The sequence below is a fragment of the Acaryochloris sp. CCMEE 5410 genome, from assembly GCF_000238775.2.
Lineage (GTDB): Bacteria > Cyanobacteriota > Cyanobacteriia > Thermosynechococcales > Thermosynechococcaceae > Acaryochloris.
On record NZ_AFEJ02000001.1, the window covers coordinates 1604630 to 1621030 of the forward strand.

Consider the following 16401-nt stretch of genomic DNA (forward strand, 5'->3'; position numbering starts at 1 on the left):
ATTAGACTTAAATCTCTGTTGAAGGTTGGATTTAGTCTCTCTAGAAATAGACAGCTTCTTCCACGGCTGAGTCAAGCTGACACTCGACGGCAGCACTGCCTTAATCTGCTGGAGGAAGGCTCTCTCATCTGCGAACGGCACTCCTGTCCCCCATCCGGCTTTTTGGTGGCTGCGGGCAGGAATCAAAATGTCAGTGTGGTCTGTGTCAAGAAAGTTCAGTGGACTGGCCAGCACATCTGCAATAGCAGGAAGCCTCACAGTTAGGCGTTCTAGAATCCTAAGTATTCGCTGCCTTTTCCATTGAGGAACATAGTCATCCTCTTCTTGGCGGTAGTTAGCTTCCAGACTAGTGAATGCGTTAGGATCTTGAAGATTATAGTCACCTAGCCAGGGTTGCGATCTCCTCACGTAGCAGTGCGTCGTTCTCTTCTTTAGCCGGATACCCGATTCTTCCTTCTGCTTGACGATCCAGCGTTTCATTTTGAAATGCAGGTTTATTTTCCGGGTGTCCAGGTCACTCTGGGTGGAGAGAATGACAGCAACTGATGTCCGATGATTGTGGATTCCTCGAAATGGGGGCCAGGAGACTAACTCAACTGTATTGCTACTGCGTCCTGGACCGAACAGGTGGATGTTCCCCTAATTGGTATTGGTGCTGGGTGAGCTGTAGTGCAAGTGCCCATGCAGGTGCCCAATACTCCTGATCCGTTGCAGTAACTTTAGACCAACGAAACTGCTCTGGTCTGCAATATGGCATCAGTGCTGCGTGTGCTGACTCTGGATAGCAAACCTCAACCCACTTTCTAAAGATCAAGGCAAGGGCCTCTGGCTCAATCAGTTTAGAGGCTAAAAATGCTTGAGGGTTAGGCTTTTGATCTTTGCCAATTCTCAGACGGTTGATCGCTCGAAGTTGTGGCAGCAGTAACCGGAGCGTACCTAGAAGTGGAGTTGTCGGTGCCCTCTTCTTTGGCTCATCATAATGGGCCTCGAATTTCTCTAGATTGGGCAGCGGCATTGTATAGCCCGTAATCCCTTCGGTGAGCGTGTCGGTGTACTCAAGGGACAGAGGCTGAAAGTATTTGTATTTTGTGCTCAAAGCTTTACTCCAGTAACAAAATGGGTCAGTCGGTTCAGCGGATGGTAAATCGGGCCATACAGCGTCTCAATGATTGGGCTAGACTCTCCACCTTTGCTAATCGCATCTCCCAGCAGCGTGCGGACAGCGCGTATCACTGAGTTTTTCTCTGTATCACTAGCTGGATCGCCTTTTGCAGTATTGGGCATGAAAGCTGCATCGGTGAACCAAATCACGGTCGGACGTCCCCCACGGGTACTGCGTCCAATCAACTGAGTCAGGTTGACAGCTAGAGTCCAGACCAAGGGATCCTTGAGTGCAATATCTGCAATGGAATCTGGCAAATTAGAGAAAATCTGAGGAACTTCGAGAACCACATCTCGAACCTGTCGGGCACGTCTTTGCGTGACCTCAACAGCACGTCGGCCCATGATGTCAATGGTTTCTTTATTGACTGCGCTGACAACAACTTGATTATCGTCTGGACGAGGATGTTGTCTGACCACAATGACAATGCCGCCGAAGTATGGCTCTCCGCTATTGGGATGCATTAGGTTGACGGCACGAGAGATTGCACCCATCGGAGCAATCAGCAGTTCTTTACCGCCGTCTGGAAATTCGGTCAACTTAGAACGAGCCACTTGATCGTGGGATTTCCACTGACCATCAGCAACTACATAGGAGGCTTTATCCTGGTACGGATGCTTGAGCACGTTGTAGAAGGTCTCAGCCTCCGCATAGCTGTTAGTGACCAGCAGTAAATTTTTGCGATCAGCCCCAAAGCTAGTCTCTAAGTAGTCTTGGAACAGATCAATCAGTGCCTTGCTGTGCTTAGGAGAGCGGCACAGCCCAGAAACCATATGGCCAATATTTTCTGTGCGTCGTTCCCCCTGACTGCCCGAGATGAAAACGGGATTGCCTGCATCGTCTGAGACAGGGCAGTAGAAAAACTCACTGTCCTGGGCCACAGCTTTCCTTTTTCTAGAGGGAGGCTCAATCAACAGTGTCGGTGGCAATTGAACATGGAAAGGATAGGATTGAGCTTGCGTCCCCGAATAGCTGGTTGCGGAGGTCAGCAAGAGGTTCGCTGGGGTCATGCCATCCACATTAAATATTGAGTACCACTGACTTAGCAATGCTCTACCTACCGCGATACCGCGAAAAATATTGAGATGTCCTTGCGTAAATTGGGCGCTCGTTACGGAACCCACTGGAGAATTAGGTAGCAGTCCGTTGAAGTCTCGGGGGGGTGTGATGGGTAAGGTTGATTCCAGGGACAAATCAGCACGCTGTCTCGCGGAGATATGCTTGCCCAACGCTCCTAAGACGTGTGCGGAGTAGATTGCGAGCTGCAGCAACGTCGCCAGATTAATGATAAAACAGTCAGAATCAGTAGAGGTAGGTTCCAACGTAGCTAAATCAGTATCCCAGCGTGTTGTGAGGATAAAGTCTTCGCAGTAGGGATGGGGGACCGCCGTCAACAGATCACCAGCTAGAAGTACACCTGATACTCGCGCCAGACTCTCAACCAGCCTTCGATCAGCAGATTCAAGTCCTGTTAGATCGGGCTGTACAAGATTATCTTGCACCCGCTTAAAAAGCTCACGATAGCGCTCGTAGCTACGTTCACGTTTGTTAACGGTCTGCTGCCGTACTTTATGAACACTTCGTTCCACATGGGCTAGTCCCGACAGGTGTTTCGCCAGCTTGTCGAAGAGAGTCCAGGCACTAAAGATCCTTCCTTCCCGTGTGTAGGCTTGTAGTAACCTCTCGATGGCTTGCTTCGAAGATTTACCCTTCAGACTTTCGGCAATATTCCGTATCAAATACATGAGAGCACCGATACTACGATTAGCGAGATGCCGCTGATCTTCTGAATACTCTAGATAAGGGTCGTTCAAAACTCCAGGTACAACAACTTCACCTTCCAGAGGACCTGTTACGTGCTGATGAGCTTCTGTTCTTGTCCACGTATCTACAGTCTTAAAAGACGCCAGTGCAACGGTTGGGTAAAAAATTTCATCCAGCTTGGGCTGAGCTAGGTCCACTTCGTCAATGATGAATAAATCAGTGGTCAGGGCAAGATACTCCAACATGGTGAGGTTCTCAGCCAAGTCATGACTGGCCACTCTCTTGTGAATAAAACCTGGCAGAGTCCCAACAATGAGCTGTGCCTCTTTCAATTCGTCAGCATTGATATGTCGGGGGCAGATAGGTACCAATGGACAGTCAAATTTCTTCTCGGCCTTGTCTTGAAGCTTTTGAAAGCATGGAGGTCGGCTGCGTTGCCCCTCTGCGGGTTGGGGAATGCTTGGGTCAGCTAGGGCATAAAGTGGACAGGCTTGACTTAACCATCGAAAGCCAGGATGCGTAAAGGGCTGCTGTGAATTACTGAACATCACAGCCTGATTTAAACGACTGAGATGTTTGTGTCGCTCTGATTCACCGATAACGGGTACTGCCCGAATGCCAATCTTCTGAGCAAACTCTAGCCAATCTTGAACTTCGCCGACGCTGTTGGTTGCGATCGCAACCCGCTTCCCTCTCTCTATCAACAGGGCCACTAAGCAATCAATTAGAGTGGATTTTCCGCTTCCAGTTGGTCCCAGGATATGGGCCTGACCATTAATGCAGATAGCCGTTGCGATCTCATCGTTTTGAATATCCCGATATACAGATTGCTGCAAAACAGCTCCCGCATCATATCCAATCTGAGATTGTAGAGCTGTGCCTTGCGCAAATAAGTCAGTTAGCTCAACCTGGATGGAGTCACAACTGCTTGAGGTGTCGATGTTCGGGACACTAGAAACGTATGACGCACCAATGGACGCCAGCGTTGCCGGAATGCGGATATTTCGTTGCAGCTTTGGATTGAGATTGAATGTATATTCTCCAACCGGAGCAGGTTTATATTCTTGCGTGAGAAAGTGCAGTGGGTCTTCCGTCAATACACGTTCATAGGTGGTATAGCGCTCAAGAACCCTGTTTCTGGTAGGCGTGATTGTATTTGCATCGTAGTCAATGTCGAACCCAAGCCAGCTTGAGATTGGACTTTCAGCCAGTTCGTCATAGGCGCGCAGGGCTAGCTCCCAACTAATGGAACTCTGAAACTCCGATGCTAAGTGGCGTAGATGCGTCAGAATATGCCACTGATCGTTTGTGATCCCAGGTTCGCGGTACCCTTGCAGCAACCAATGAGCCTTCTCAATCGGCTGATGGGGGAAGTAAGTAAGCAGTGCATACAGCAATAGCTCTGTACGGATAAAAACTGAAACCTTCGGCAACCCAATGCCTGAAAACTTTCGTCTGAGAGATACTAGCCAGGTTGTCCTATCCCTCACAACAATGCCCTCTTCGCCTGCTTGACTAATTCTGACTCTGAGAGTATAGGAGGCTCTCCGACATACTGAGCCTCAATCGTTGCTTGATAGGCGAGGTTGTTCCAGCGATAGTCAGGGACGATAAAAAAAGATGTCGACTGTCCAATATCAGGAATCTCATCTTGCCCCAGCGTGTGAACTAGCTTTGTAGCGCTCCCCCAGTCTTTGGCGTCGACGGCCCAAATCTCTCCGTTTGGAAAGGTTACTTTCAGGTCTGCTTGATCAAGCTGTGGCCACAGTTCGACTGTCAAGCCCATATCCTGCAAAGTTTTTGCTAGGCGCAACTCCAGAAGAGAAGGTCTAATCAAGCAAATCACTGTGTCCTCTATTGGTGCTCTGCTCACTTCTTCTGTTAGGGGTTTGCAATAGCCAAGCTCTGCAGCCGCACAATCCAAGTAACCGCCACAGGTTTTACAAAGCGGTAGCGTACTGGACTGTGGCGGGGCTTCCCGGTATGCCTGCATGAGAAAATCCTGCACAGACTCTATTTCTGGGTTGTCCGACCGAAAACGGGCAATCTCAAATTCCGAGGGAAAGGGATGCTCAGCAATAAAGCGACGGATAGATACGTAAACACTGTCAGGTAGGCTGAGTCTTCTAATTTCATTCATCAGGTCGAGAATGTAGCTTTGATTTTGATCTCGCTCAAGATTTAAGGCATATTCACTGGCCCATGCTTCGCATTCCTCAGACGGTCGCGATAGTTCTTCAATCAGCGGCTCACCTGGGAAATCAACCAACTCAGCAAAATCAGGGTCTATTGCTTCTGTTGATTTGCGGGCAGCCTCAATCAAGCAGAGGATAGAGGGGTGCTTCATTTTCCTGCCTTTCGGTTCATCACCCTGCAGTAGCCATTTCAGGCTCAATGATTGGAAGGCTTCGTATAATGGCTGTGGGAATGGCTGAGCCGCATCAACGATGTATGCAGGCTGACCATGATTGATGCGATCGCAGACAGTCACGAGCCCCTTACACAGCTTAATAAATAGAATTTCTTTTGGATTGAATTGTTTATACATTTGCCCTTGAGACGATTATCAAGTGTCTACAGCATTGCTTTCCGTCTCACAGATCGATGCCAACATCAGCACTATACCTGCTAGGCTTTTATGGGATTTGATGAGTTAGATTACTTTAGTACAAATTTACTAAAATAACAAGCTTTCTCGTTGTGGAAACCTATATTTGCAATAACAATGCAACCTAGAAAATCTACCTTTTATGTATCAATAGACAGAGCTAGACAATGCATAATCTTTCCATTCAGCTACCTGATGATGTTTTTGCCACTTTACGTAAAGATCCTGAAGAGCTTGCACAAGAGATGCGAATTGCGGCTGCTGTGAAATGGTATGAGCTTGGGGAAATTTCCCAAGGTAAAGCTGCCGAGATCTCTGGTTTAAATCGGGCAGAATTTATTAACGCTTTAGTTCGGTATAAGGTTTCACCTTTGCAATACACAGCAGAGGAATTGATTGATGAACTTGCAGATGCCAATTGAGAGGGTTGTCGTTGATGCCTCTCCCTTGATTATTCTGTTTAAAGGTCAGCTAGAACAGCTCTTGCCCAAGCTATTCAACGAAATTATCGTACCGGCCGCTGTTTGGGAAGAAGTAACTGATAGCAAAGAGGATATTGCAGCACGGGCATTACCAACCACGTCATGGGTTAAACGACTGGAGCTTTCGGAAATTTCTGGTGAAATTTTCGCCTGGGGATTAGGTGCTGGAGAGTCAGAAGTCTTGAGTTATGCATTTAACCACCACCAATACTGGGCTATTGTTGATGACAAAGCAGCTCGTCGCTGTGCGAAGACCTTGAGAATCCGAACATTAGGAACAGGAGGTCTTCTTGTGCTGGCAAAACGTAGAGGGGTGATTCCATCAATCATCCCAGCGTTGAAAGCCATTGAGTGTGCTGGTCTGTGGCTATCGCAAGATGTAATCAAATTGCTAATGCAGCAGGCAGGAGAGGATGATTAATCCTTTAAACGCTCACCCCTTCTAATTCTTCATCCGTTAGCTCGTACAAGGCTCGGAGTTGATCCAAGGTATCTTGATCAGGACTCCAAAATCCTCGACCCTGCGCCTCCAGCATTCTGCCTACAATATTGCGAAAGGCTTCGGGATTGGCTTGGCGAAGTTTTTCCGCCATCTCAGCATCCAATGCATAGGTATCTGCAGCTTGGTCATAGACCCACCCTTCCTGGAAATCAGCAGTGCCACCCCAGCCAATGAGTGCCGTCATCCGCTGAGAAATCTCGTAGGCCCCGCCAGAGCCTTGATCCGCCATTGCATCTGCCCATTTAGGATTGAGAAGCTTAGTTCGGTACTCCATCCGCAACAGCGAATCTAAATCACGAGGGGTCGTGTCTTTGGAGAAACTTTCAACAAAATTGGCTTTGACCTTGCTGCCCCGCTGTTGCTCCGCTGCTAACTTCAGACCACCTGTATTCGCATAATATTCCTGAATATCCGTCAAACCATATTCCACAGAGTCAATTTCTTGGACGATTTGCTCTGTACTCTTCAGTAAGGTTTGCAGAACCTCAGGGCGGGCTTGGCCTTTGTCATTACGACCATAGCTAAAAGCATTCCGATCGCTCCAGGTTTGCCCCAACTCATCCGAAGATTCCCAGTTGGAGTCCGTCACCCGGTCATTGACCAAAGAGCCAAAATCCCCGGCAGGGTTAGAAAAGAGACGAGCAGAGACGTTCTCGACTCCCTGCTCTTTCAAGGCTAGGGCATGTTTGCGAATAAAGTTCTGGTCTGGGGGTTCGTCTGCTTCCGCCGCTCGTAAGAACAGGTCATCCAACAGCTCAATAATATTGACAAAGCTATCTCGGAAGATGCCAGACAGATTCGCCAAAACATCTACACGGGGGTGATCGAGCTGATCTAAGGGCGTCAGACCATAGCGAACAATTCGTCCTGTCCCTTCTTTAATCGGTTCTGCCCCCACGAGTTCTAGAAGAATACCGATGGATTCCCCGCGAGTCTTAATGGCATCTAATCCCCACAGCATCACGGCGACGGTTTCTGGGTAGCTGCCTTTTTCTTCCAGGTTTTGCTCCAATATCTTACGAGCAATCTCCCGACCTCGCTCATAGGCGGCAGGGGAGGGCATCCGATAGGGGTCAAGGGCATGGATATTTCGTCCTGTGGGTAAGACCCCGGGACCATCACGGAGCAAGTCTCCACCAGGGGCTGGGGGTACGTATTCTCCGTTTAAGCCCCGCAGTAAGTTGGTGAGTTCATCCCCAGTTTGGGCCAGTAGACTCCGGATTTGTAGGGCTTCTTCCAACTTAGGCGTACTGCCATTGAGTTCAAACCGTTGGCGAATTTGATCGGATTCTTCACCCGTAGCAACGGCTGCGATCTCATCCTCTGGTAACTCTTCTCCAAAGTAAGCCTGAAGGTAACTTTCCAGCTTTTCAGCATCGGGGGATTCCCCTAGTACATGCAGCCCAGAAGAGAATAACCGCGTTTCTAAAACTTGCAGATATTCATATAGCTCCACTAGATAGTGGTTAAAAGCGTCGGCACTAAACATGCGGGCATTCTCAGGGGTAAATTCAATACCCAACTGCTTGGCTTCCTGGAACGGACAATCTGCATCAATTCCCGCATCAATAATCTTTTTGCAGATGGCCTCCCGCAGCACCGCATTTTTTTCTGGATCTTCTCGGTATTCCTGGATCAGATCGCGCAAGGCGGCTAGCTCTTTGTAGAGTTCAGCTCGACCATAGGGTGGGACATTATGGGAGATCAAAACGCCATATCCTCGACGCTTTGCCAAGATCGACTCCGAAGGATTATTAGCCGCATAGATATAGAGGTTAGGAATGTTCCCCAACAGCACATCCGGCCAGGAATAGCCGGTATTCCCCAGGGGGCTGCCGGGGAGCCATTCGACGGTGCCGTGCATGCCAAAATGAATCACCCCATCGGCTTGGAAGCCATTTTGCAGCCATTTGTAAAAGGCCGCATATTGAGGATGAGGCGTTAAATCCCGCTCAAACATCAGACGCATGGGGTCACCGGATAAGCCTAGCGGCGGCTGCACACCAATCCAGACATTCCCCATCTGAATGCCGCCGACGCTAAATTCCTCGCCATTAGTCTTAATCCCCGTCCCCGTTAGGGAGTCCCACTGCTTTTCAATCCGATGGGTCAGCAAATATCCCAGCCACCGTTCCAGCTGGCGGACATTGACGGAGGTGCTTCCAGCATGACCATTCATCTGGGCTGGATCGACTAAGCCATTATCTGCTTCCCGCACCCAGTTGACGATTTCTTCGCCATCTTCTGGTAAATCTCCCACGTTATAGCCTTGGGATTTTAGGGATCTGAGCAGACTTAAGAGAGATTTCGGCACATTCAGTAGCGCTGCAGTTCCAGTCGCCCCGTATCCCGGTGGAAATCCATAGAGGAGAATGGCTAACTTCCTATCGGCTATTGGTTTCTGGCGGAGGGCAATCCACTGTTTCAGCCGTCCGGTGAGGCGATCGACCCGTTCGGGCACAATGTAAATATCATTACCAACCAGCCCACCTAGGGGAATCGTATCAATGGCGCCATCGAGTTCGGGCAGGGCATAGAGCACCACACTCTGCAATCCACCGATTCCTTGGCGAGTCCAGGAATAAATATCTTGAATTAGCAAAGGGGCGGCAACCAGATAAGGCACATTCTTGGCACTGAGAATCTGCTTGGCCACGGCCACTTGCCGTCCCGCTTCCATCGATCCTGCGGGACCGCCGACGAGGGGGAAACCAATTGTCGAGACAATCGCATCTACCTCCGCTGCCTTTTCAGACAAAGACAGAATTTCCTTGGTGCCCTGTTGCCGTTGATCCTGTTCGTGGCGGGTGGTCATTAAATCCCGCACGGCCACATGGCCTTCCACCCCGTTAATAAAGATGGGCAAAGGAATCAGCCCCGCTTCCTCAAATTTACGAATCATCTGGGGAATATAGGGCTGTTTAGTGATTACATGCTTGCGATACAGCAGAATCCCGACAACGGGGGGCTGGGCAAAGTGAATATGTTGGGTTGTGGAGGTTGCTCCCGCTTTCCAAAGGAAGGGCAGCCGATTAATTTTGTACCAGTCCAGGTAGTCTTGGGGAGATTCAAAATACCCTTCATAGTCTGGATGGAGCAGACCAATATTAGGGGTCTCGATGGGGGGTGGAATTTCCGCGTTGAGGGGTAGGTTGAGATATTTCTCGGCCAGGGTCCAGCACATGGCGGCCACATTCTCAGGACCACCCGCATTCCAATAGCCGTAAATAATCAACCAGTTCCGTAAGTCTTGGACCTTTTTACCGGGCACATACTTGAGCAGCTTAGGACCGACTTTGAGAAAGCTGATATACCCGGCGAGTTTGTCTTCTTCTTTACCACTGCCAAATTTATCCAGGATGTATTTGACGGGCTTGGGCATCCCTTTGGGCTTCTCGCCAATCACAAACTTGCCCAACTGGGTCAGGCTCATCAGTTCCAACGCTGATTCAAATACCAAGCGGATGGGAATATCCTGCACTCGCTCCCGTAGCCACAGCACTTGATCGTAATCGAAGACTAAGCTGCTAAAGAAGACATCCGCTCCTTGCAAGGCGGCGGTGACGGCTTCTGGGGCAGCGTTAATATCGCGATCACTAAATATCCGCACCTCCAAACCCGGACAGCGAGCTTGTGCCAGCTCGGCCGCTCTGATATATAAGTCGATATTAAAGGATTCAAATCCCGCAATCAGAACAATCCGTGCCATCGGTGCAGCCTAAAATCGGTTGAGGTCTCTTCCTAAATCTTAATGATCTTTCAGAGATAGATTCAAACTTATTCAAAAAATCTACGTTTGACGATGCAATATCCAGTTGTAATTCATAAAGATACTGATAGTGCCTATGGGGTAACCGTTCCCGATCTGCCTGGATGCTTTTCGGCTGGAGATACGATGGACGAAGCCATGAGCAATGTGGTTGAAGCTATTGAATGCCATGTTGAGGGGCTACTGCTTGAGGGAGAGGATATTCCCCTCCCTCAGCCGATGGATATTTACTACGATAACCCTGACTATGAAGAGGGAATTTGGGGCGTCGTGTCGGTTGATCTCTCCAAACTGTCGGGCAAAGCCACGTGGATCAATATCACCATCCCTGAACGGATTTTAAGCAAGATTGATACCCAGGTTGCTGAAAGTGGCGGTAATCGATCCAGCTATCTTGTGAACGCTGCCTTGGCATATATACGCAACGATCTGGTCCCTACAAAGTCTGAACGTTAGAGGAGTAAACCAGCCGGGCCGAGCAGTATGGCAATCGCAACTCCCAGAATTGAGCCCACTATCACTTGCACAGGGGTATGACCTAAAAGTTCTTTGAGGCGGTCTTCATTGAATTCGGGATGCTCTTGAAACATTTCATCCACAATTTGATTGAGGACCTTGGCTTGTTTTCCTGCGGCCTGACGCACGCCAGCAGCATCGTACATGACGATGATGGCAAAAACGGTTGCGATCGCAAACTCAGTACTGTCCCACCCCTGAACTTGCCCCACACAGGTAGCTAAGGTTGTCACCGAGGCAGAATGGGAGCTAGGCATACCTCCCGTTTCTACCAACACTCGGAAATTGATTTTGCCATTTTGAATCAGATCAATAATGATCTTGAGACCTTGAGCAATCAAACTCGCCGCAAGGGAAACCAGCAAGACCTGGTTATGGAGAATATTGCCAAAATCCTGCATATCTATTGTCGAAACTTGGACCAGGAGAGCATTGACAGCATCTAAGATTGACGAGACGTAATGAAATCAGCGAGGGCCTGTAACGGGGCTGACTGTTCTCCGTAAACCGCTAACTCTGCTTTCGCTTCTTCGATTAAATGTTGGGCTTGTCGCTTAGACTCCGGAATGCCCCAGAGACTGGGATACGTCGCCTTCTGGGCCGCCACATCTTTACCGGCAGTTTTGCCCAGCTTTTCGCTAGTGGCTGTTACATCCAACACATCATCAATAATTTGGAAGGCCAGACCGATATTACGCGCAAATTTAGAGCACCGGTCCAAGAGGTCTTGATTCGCCCCTGCCAGCTCAGCTCCCGACAAAACTGAAGCTTCTAGCAATGCCCCGGTTTTATGGGCATGGATAAAATTCAAGGTCGAGAGGGTCACGTCTTCTGCACCTTCTGACTCCAGATCAACGACCTGACCGCCCACTAAACCCGTCGCGGCCACTGCATGGCCCAGGCGAGCAACGACTTTCAACACCTGTTCAGGGGGAACCTGTTGGGTCTGAATCGCTACATGCTCATAGGCATAAGCTAATAACCCATCCCCGGCCAGAATAGCGATGTCTTCCCCATACTTTTTGTGGTTGGTGGGTTTCCCTCGGCGGAAGTCATCATTGTCCATGGCGGGTAAATCATCATGGATGAGAGACATGGTATGGATCATTTCCAGGGCGCAGGCCGTGGGCATGGCCATCTCAATGGTGCCACCAGCCAGTTCACAAGCCGCCAAACACAAAATGGGGCGAAGGCGCTTCCCTCCTGCCATCAAGGAGTACCGCATGGCCTCATAAATTTTTTCGGGGTAGACCACGGGAATAGAGGCATCTAAGGCGGCCTCCACAAGTTCTCGCCGCTGAGAGAGATAGTCTACAAGGTTAAAGTTGGAGGGGGTTGGAGCAGACAAATCTTGAGTTGATGAGGTTTTCTGAGGGTTTTCAGCGGATATCATCCTGGTGATCCTTCGTGATCTTTGACGATGAAATGGTCACCCTAAGTCGGGCAAAAAAAGCCCACTAGTTGTTGAAAGCAGTGATTCAATGCGATCTCAACCATGAGGCTAGTTCAACTATTGTATGATCCTTTGTGCCGTTGCCTAAAACTCCACACGGTATTCTCCAAAAGCATGGATACGGTCATGGGACCGACGCCTCCCGGCACCGGGGTAATCAATGAACTTTGAGACTGAACTGAGGCAAACTCCACGTCTCCTACTAAGCGGGCTTTCCCTTCAATTTCTTGGCGGCTTATCCCCACATCAATCACCACAGCTCCGGGTTTAACCATATCCGCCGTAATCAGTCCAGGCTTGCCGACAGCCGCCACCAACACATCCGCAGTGCGGGTAACCGCAGCCAAATCAGAGGTGCGAGAATGGGCCATCGTCACCGTGGCATTGGCTGCCAACAGCATCAAAGATACGGGTTTGCCTACCAAAATACTGCGGCCAATAACAACCGCATGCAGACCGGACAGCTCCACATCATAGGCTGCTAATAATCGCATCACCCCCGCAGGGGTACAGCTGCGCAATCCTGCCTCACCTCGCACTAATCGCCCTAAGTTTAGGGGATGTAAACCATCTACATCTTTATCTGGATCAATCTCATACAGTAGTGCTGTGGAATCCAAATGGGAAGGCAGAGGCAACTGCACCAAAATGCCATCGACTTGAGGATTCGTATTTAAGTCATGGATGGTTTGCTTCACTTCTTCAAAGGTCACCTCCGCAGGGAAATGGTGACCAAAAGAAGCAATCCCTAACCGTTCGCAGGCCCGTTCTTTATTTCGTACATAGGCTGCACTCGCTGGATTATCCCCCACCATCAGAACGGCTAATCCAGGTGGGCGACCGATTTCGGTTTGCAAGGTTTGAATTTGGGCAGTCAGCTCCCCTTGAATTTTTTGGGCTAGTCCCTTGCCGTCCAGCAGCTTGGAAGACTCAACAGCCATCGGTAACGTCCTTCAGATGCAGTTAAAAGTGCTTCTCGATTGTATCGGCTTACCTTAGAATTCGGGATAGTCTTAACCTAAGGGGCAACGTTACAGTTTCATCTGGCCCTTTGCACTCAAGAAGTCGTGCCCAACTATGTCTGAATCTATTGATATTGGCGATCGCATTCGTATTGTTTCCCTCCCCCCCTATGTCAAAACGGCAGAGCCGATGCCCATGTTGCGGCCTCCAGATGTCATCCGCGTTGGTGAAGAAGGCACGGTCCTCAGCCGAGAACCTGGGGATTACTGGAGCGTGCGCATGGAGAATGGGGCTTATTTACTCAGCAGTCAATATTTAGAAAAAGTAGACGCCGACTAGGAGGGAGTCAGCCACGGCTGCACCGCAGCTTCTGAACCCACTAGGGAAATATAGGAGGGGTGGAGGTGCTGACAAGCGGCTTGGTAAACGGTTTCAACATCTAGGCTCTCGATCTGTTTTGGGAAAGTCTGATCGTAGTGGATGCCTAATCCCAACGCTTCGTACCAGCCCATCAGGTGGGCCAATTGAGCATTACTTTGCTTACCCAATACATATTGGCCAAGAAGCTTACTTTGGGCAGCTTCTATTTCCTGATTAGAGAGGGGCTGTTGACGAAGGCGATCGATTTCCGCTTGGAGTTTCGTCAGTGCGATCGCAGTATTATCCGCAGCAGTCCCCAAATACACCACAAAATGCGAAGGCCCGAGACGAGTCGGATAAAACCCCGACACCTCATAGGCCAGTCCCTGCTGTTCACGCAGTTCCACAAATAAGCGGCTAGACAGGCCATTACACAGGTAGGTGTACAGCAACTTCAATGCTGCATAGTCTGCTCCCAGTACCGAAGGGGCTAGATGGCCCAACATAACAATACTTTGCTGGGTCGGTTGAGAGATAACCGAAAGATTAGATTCAGTCGTTAAGGCAGGCTTCGCTGCTGGCTGTAAAGCTTGTGGCGGAGGCAACTGCTGTTTAGGTGCAGACCAATCTCCAAACACCTGCTGGCAATACCTCACCGCCTCGGCCGCCTTTAAATTTCCCGATAGGCTAATCACCATATTGTCAGGCCGAAAATAGGTCTGATGATACTGGTGGAGATCGGTGGGCTGAAGTTGAGCAATCTGATCAGGATCACCTGGCCCTGTCTGGGTATAGGGATGCCCTGGGGGAAAAAGGGACTGCCGCAATCCCTTTAGTGCCAAGGTAAAGGGCTGCTCTTGCTGCGACCGAATGGACTGCAGCGCCAACCGCTTTTCCAACTCCACTTCCGGCTCAGGGAAAGAGGGCGTTCGAAGTAACTCAGCCGCCAGGGTCAAGATATCCAAGAAGTCCTCAGAAACGGTTTTCAGACTCAGTAAAAAATAGTCGGGCGCCCGTTCTACCCCTAAACTGGCTCCCACCGATTCCACCTGCTCCGCAATTTCCGCAGAAGAGAACCGATACGTACCTTTGGTTAAGGTTGCCGCCACCAAGTAAGCTAATCCAGACTGGTTCACGGGTTCGCGGGTACTACCGGCCCCGACAAAGATGCGTGCCGCAACAATATCGGCAATGGGGTTTTCGGTCACTAAAACCACCAAGCCATTGTCTAACTGAAATTTCTGACAGAGCAGACCAGACGTAACAGGCACCGAGGTCAGGGGAGAGGGAAGAGGCAGCATTCAGAGGGATTCAAAGAGAGCAGGGTTGCAATGTCGTAATGGCGTAATTGTTTGGGGATAGGTATTGTTGAACCAGGTTTTGCAAGTGTTGAGGTTCAAGAGCCTGAATCAGCTGGGGATAAGCCAAGGCTTGTTCCAATTCGCCCAATATACTGTAATACCCGTATAATCCGGCCAACTGATTGACCATTTCCGTGCCAAATGTAAAGTCATTGACCACCAACTGTTGGCACCGATGCAGCTCTGTCTCAGAAATGCAGGATTCTCCTAGCTGATAGAGATACTCTCTAATTACCGTTTCCACCCCCTCTAGGTACTGGGGATCTAACCAAACGGAGATGGTGAAACAACCCCCTTCTCGCTGGAGGAAGAATTCACTGTGAATATCATAAGCCCAGCCCCTTTGTTCTAATAGATCGGCCACCAATTGGGAGGTTCGTCCGCCAGTCAATAGCACCGACAACAGATCCAACCCGTAACCCTGCGCAGACGCACTAACATCAGGTCCTAACCAAGCCATGGTCAACCGCGCTTGGTCAATCCCAGGGGTTTCCATCGCATGGCAACTGCGTTGGCTCAAAGGTATCAGGGGGCTGAGGGGTGGTGGTTTTCGACCCAAAAGAGCTTGAGGCCAATCACAATGCTTCTGGACCAAGTCAATGGCTTGTTCATGGGTCAGATCACCCACCAGAACGATCGTCATATTGTCCGGCTGATAGAGCCGATGGTGAAAATCTCGCGTATGGGCAGCAGACAGCAGGGGAGGGAGTTCGTCAAACCCCAGCACGGGACGACCATAGGGATGGTGAGAAAATAACAGTTGACGAGCCGATTGATAGACCACCCAGTCGGGATTATCATAAGCCTGATCAATTTCGGCACAGATAATGTCTTGTTCCTGTCTAAACTCTGCTTCAGGAATCGTTGCATGGATGAGGAGGTTCACAAATGGGGCAAAGCAGGCTTCGAGCTGATCGGCCAGGGTGACGATATAGAAATGAGCGTAGTCATACCCCGTCGCCGCATTAACGATGCCCCCTTGTCGCTCTAGTAACCGGTCTAGATACTGGGGAGCAACCGTTTCAGTCCCCTTAAAAATCATATGCTCTAACACATGCGCTAACCCGGGTACGGATTCAGGTTCTGAGGTTACCCCTGCCTTCACCCAAATATCAACGGCGACCACTGGGACTAAGGGAATGTATTGGTGTACAACGGTTAATCCATTCTCCAATCGGGTTTGATTGACGGGATACGCTTGAGCTGCCCCAATGGCCTGGGCAGAATCTTGGCTCTCAAAAGGATTGTGATGAAACCACATCAACCAGAGTTAGGGCATTGGGGACAAGGAAATAAACGTTTTTAAAGTTCCAACGAGTTTTTATCAGCAAGACTAAGCTCTGGAGAAGAGAACAATCTGCTCGTCGTTCCAGTACGATTTTGTGAGAGGTTACTATATACCCCCAGTCTACAAGACGTTAGGGAATCCTGTTCCTCAGCCCCTCTCTGTCTTTCCACCTT

At 49.7% G+C, this 16401-nt stretch carries 13 protein-coding genes and 1 pseudogene; 4 read left to right on the plus strand and 10 right to left on the minus strand.

The annotated features are described in order from the left end of the window. Positions 1-9 precede the first annotated feature (9 nt). The 4 genes and pseudogenes from ON05_RS38440 to ON05_RS07090 form a co-directional block, all read right to left on the minus strand. Positions 10-633, minus strand: a pseudogene (locus ON05_RS38440) (pPIWI_RE module domain-containing protein); the annotation flags it as partial. Next, entirely contained in the window at positions 605-1096 is a 492-nt protein-coding gene (locus tag ON05_RS07080) for a hypothetical protein (RefSeq protein ID WP_010470816.1), read from the minus strand. The gene ON05_RS07080 and the pseudogene ON05_RS38440, both read right to left, overlap by 29 nt. Further along, positions 1093-4359: a hypothetical protein gene (locus ON05_RS07085; RefSeq protein WP_201767948.1), complete on the minus strand. Its 3267-nt coding sequence runs from the start codon at positions 4357-4359 to the stop codon at positions 1093-1095. Before ON05_RS07085 ends, ON05_RS07080 begins: the two co-directional genes overlap by 4 nt. A 53-nt stretch (positions 4360-4412) precedes the next feature. Beyond that, positions 4413-5474 (minus strand): hypothetical protein, encoded by a 1062-nt coding sequence (locus ON05_RS07090; protein ID WP_010470818.1) that lies wholly within the window; start codon positions 5472-5474, stop codon positions 4413-4415. 227 nt (positions 5475-5701) lie between these two features. Here ON05_RS07090 and ON05_RS07095 point away from each other — a divergent pair, with 227 nt between their 5' ends. After that, positions 5702-5956, plus strand: a complete 255-nt coding sequence (locus ON05_RS07095) for a UPF0175 family protein (RefSeq protein ID WP_010470819.1) — start codon at positions 5702-5704, stop codon at positions 5954-5956. Continuing rightward, positions 5934-6437 carry a DUF3368 domain-containing protein gene (locus ON05_RS07100; RefSeq protein WP_236618879.1) on the plus strand — a complete coding sequence of 168 codons (504 nt, stop codon included), beginning with the start codon at positions 5934-5936 and terminating at the stop codon, positions 6435-6437. Before ON05_RS07095 ends, ON05_RS07100 begins: the two co-directional genes overlap by 23 nt. Positions 6438-6441: 4 nt before the next feature. Here ON05_RS07100 and bchH read toward each other — a convergent pair whose 3' ends face one another. Then, positions 6442-10227, minus strand: a complete 3786-nt coding sequence (bchH, locus tag ON05_RS07105) for a magnesium chelatase subunit H (protein ID WP_010470821.1) — start codon at positions 10225-10227, stop codon at positions 6442-6444. 93 nt (positions 10228-10320) lie between these two features. Between bchH and ON05_RS07110 the strand changes: the two genes are divergently transcribed. Beyond that, complete coding sequence (locus tag ON05_RS07110) at positions 10321-10743, plus strand: type II toxin-antitoxin system HicB family antitoxin (protein WP_010470822.1); 423 nt, start codon at positions 10321-10323, stop codon at positions 10741-10743. Here ON05_RS07110 and ON05_RS07115 read toward each other — a convergent pair. The 3 genes from ON05_RS07115 to folD all read right to left on the minus strand — a co-directional run bounded on the left by ON05_RS07115 (position 10740) and on the right by folD (position 13197). After that, positions 10740-11204: a divergent PAP2 family protein gene (locus ON05_RS07115; RefSeq protein ID WP_010470823.1), complete on the minus strand. Its 465-nt coding sequence runs from the start codon at positions 11202-11204 to the stop codon at positions 10740-10742. The genes ON05_RS07110 and ON05_RS07115 overlap by 4 nt on opposite strands. Before the next feature lie 41 nt (positions 11205-11245). Beyond that, positions 11246-12196 (minus strand): geranylgeranyl diphosphate synthase CrtE, encoded by a 951-nt coding sequence (crtE, locus tag ON05_RS07120; RefSeq protein WP_010470824.1) that lies wholly within the window; start codon positions 12194-12196, stop codon positions 11246-11248. A 113-nt stretch (positions 12197-12309) separates the two neighbouring features. Beyond that, positions 12310-13197 (minus strand): bifunctional methylenetetrahydrofolate dehydrogenase/methenyltetrahydrofolate cyclohydrolase FolD, encoded by an 888-nt coding sequence (gene folD / locus ON05_RS07125; RefSeq protein WP_010470826.1) that lies wholly within the window; start codon positions 13195-13197, stop codon positions 12310-12312. 136 nt (positions 13198-13333) lie between these two features. Here folD and sipA point away from each other — a divergent pair, with 136 nt between their 5' ends. Next, complete coding sequence (gene sipA, locus ON05_RS07130) at positions 13334-13558, plus strand: regulatory protein SipA (protein ID WP_010470829.1); 225 nt, start codon at positions 13334-13336, stop codon at positions 13556-13558. Here sipA and ON05_RS07135 read toward each other — a convergent pair. Both ON05_RS07135 and ON05_RS07140 read right to left on the minus strand, forming a co-directional pair. Next, on the minus strand, positions 13555-14880 hold the full coding sequence (locus ON05_RS07135; protein ID WP_010470831.1) for a pitrilysin family protein: 1326 nt from the start codon (positions 14878-14880) through the stop codon (positions 13555-13557). The genes sipA and ON05_RS07135 overlap by 4 nt on opposite strands. Before the next feature lie 10 nt (positions 14881-14890). After that, a complete protein-coding gene (locus tag ON05_RS07140) occupies positions 14891-16201 on the minus strand; it encodes a pitrilysin family protein (protein ID WP_010470833.1) in 1311 nt (436 codons plus the stop codon). Positions 16202-16401 lie beyond the last annotated feature (200 nt).

Excerpts from the sequence above, each read along its gene's own strand:
- ON05_RS07090 (WP_010470818.1), bottom strand. The coding sequence starts at position 5,474 with ATGTATAAACAATTCAATCCAAAAGAAATTCTATTTATTAAGCTGTGT.
- ON05_RS07095 (WP_010470819.1), top strand. The coding sequence starts at position 5,702 with ATGCATAATCTTTCCATTCAGCTACCTGATGATGTTTTTGCCACTTTA.
- ON05_RS07100 (WP_236618879.1), top strand. The coding sequence starts at position 5,934 with ATGAACTTGCAGATGCCAATTGAGAGGGTTGTCGTTGATGCCTCTCCC.
- bchH (WP_010470821.1), bottom strand. The coding sequence starts at position 10,227 with ATGGCACGGATTGTTCTGATTGCGGGATTTGAATCCTTTAATATCGAC.
- ON05_RS07110 (WP_010470822.1), top strand. The coding sequence starts at position 10,321 with ATGCAATATCCAGTTGTAATTCATAAAGATACTGATAGTGCCTATGGG.
- ON05_RS07115 (WP_010470823.1), bottom strand. The coding sequence starts at position 11,204 with ATGCAGGATTTTGGCAATATTCTCCATAACCAGGTCTTGCTGGTTTCC.
- crtE (WP_010470824.1), bottom strand. The coding sequence starts at position 12,196 with ATGATATCCGCTGAAAACCCTCAGAAAACCTCATCAACTCAAGATTTG.
- folD (WP_010470826.1), bottom strand. The coding sequence starts at position 13,197 with ATGGCTGTTGAGTCTTCCAAGCTGCTGGACGGCAAGGGACTAGCCCAA.
- sipA (WP_010470829.1), top strand. The coding sequence starts at position 13,334 with ATGTCTGAATCTATTGATATTGGCGATCGCATTCGTATTGTTTCCCTC.
- ON05_RS07135 (WP_010470831.1), bottom strand. The coding sequence starts at position 14,880 with ATGCTGCCTCTTCCCTCTCCCCTGACCTCGGTGCCTGTTACGTCTGGT.
- ON05_RS07140 (WP_010470833.1), bottom strand. The coding sequence starts at position 16,201 with ATGTGGTTTCATCACAATCCTTTTGAGAGCCAAGATTCTGCCCAGGCC.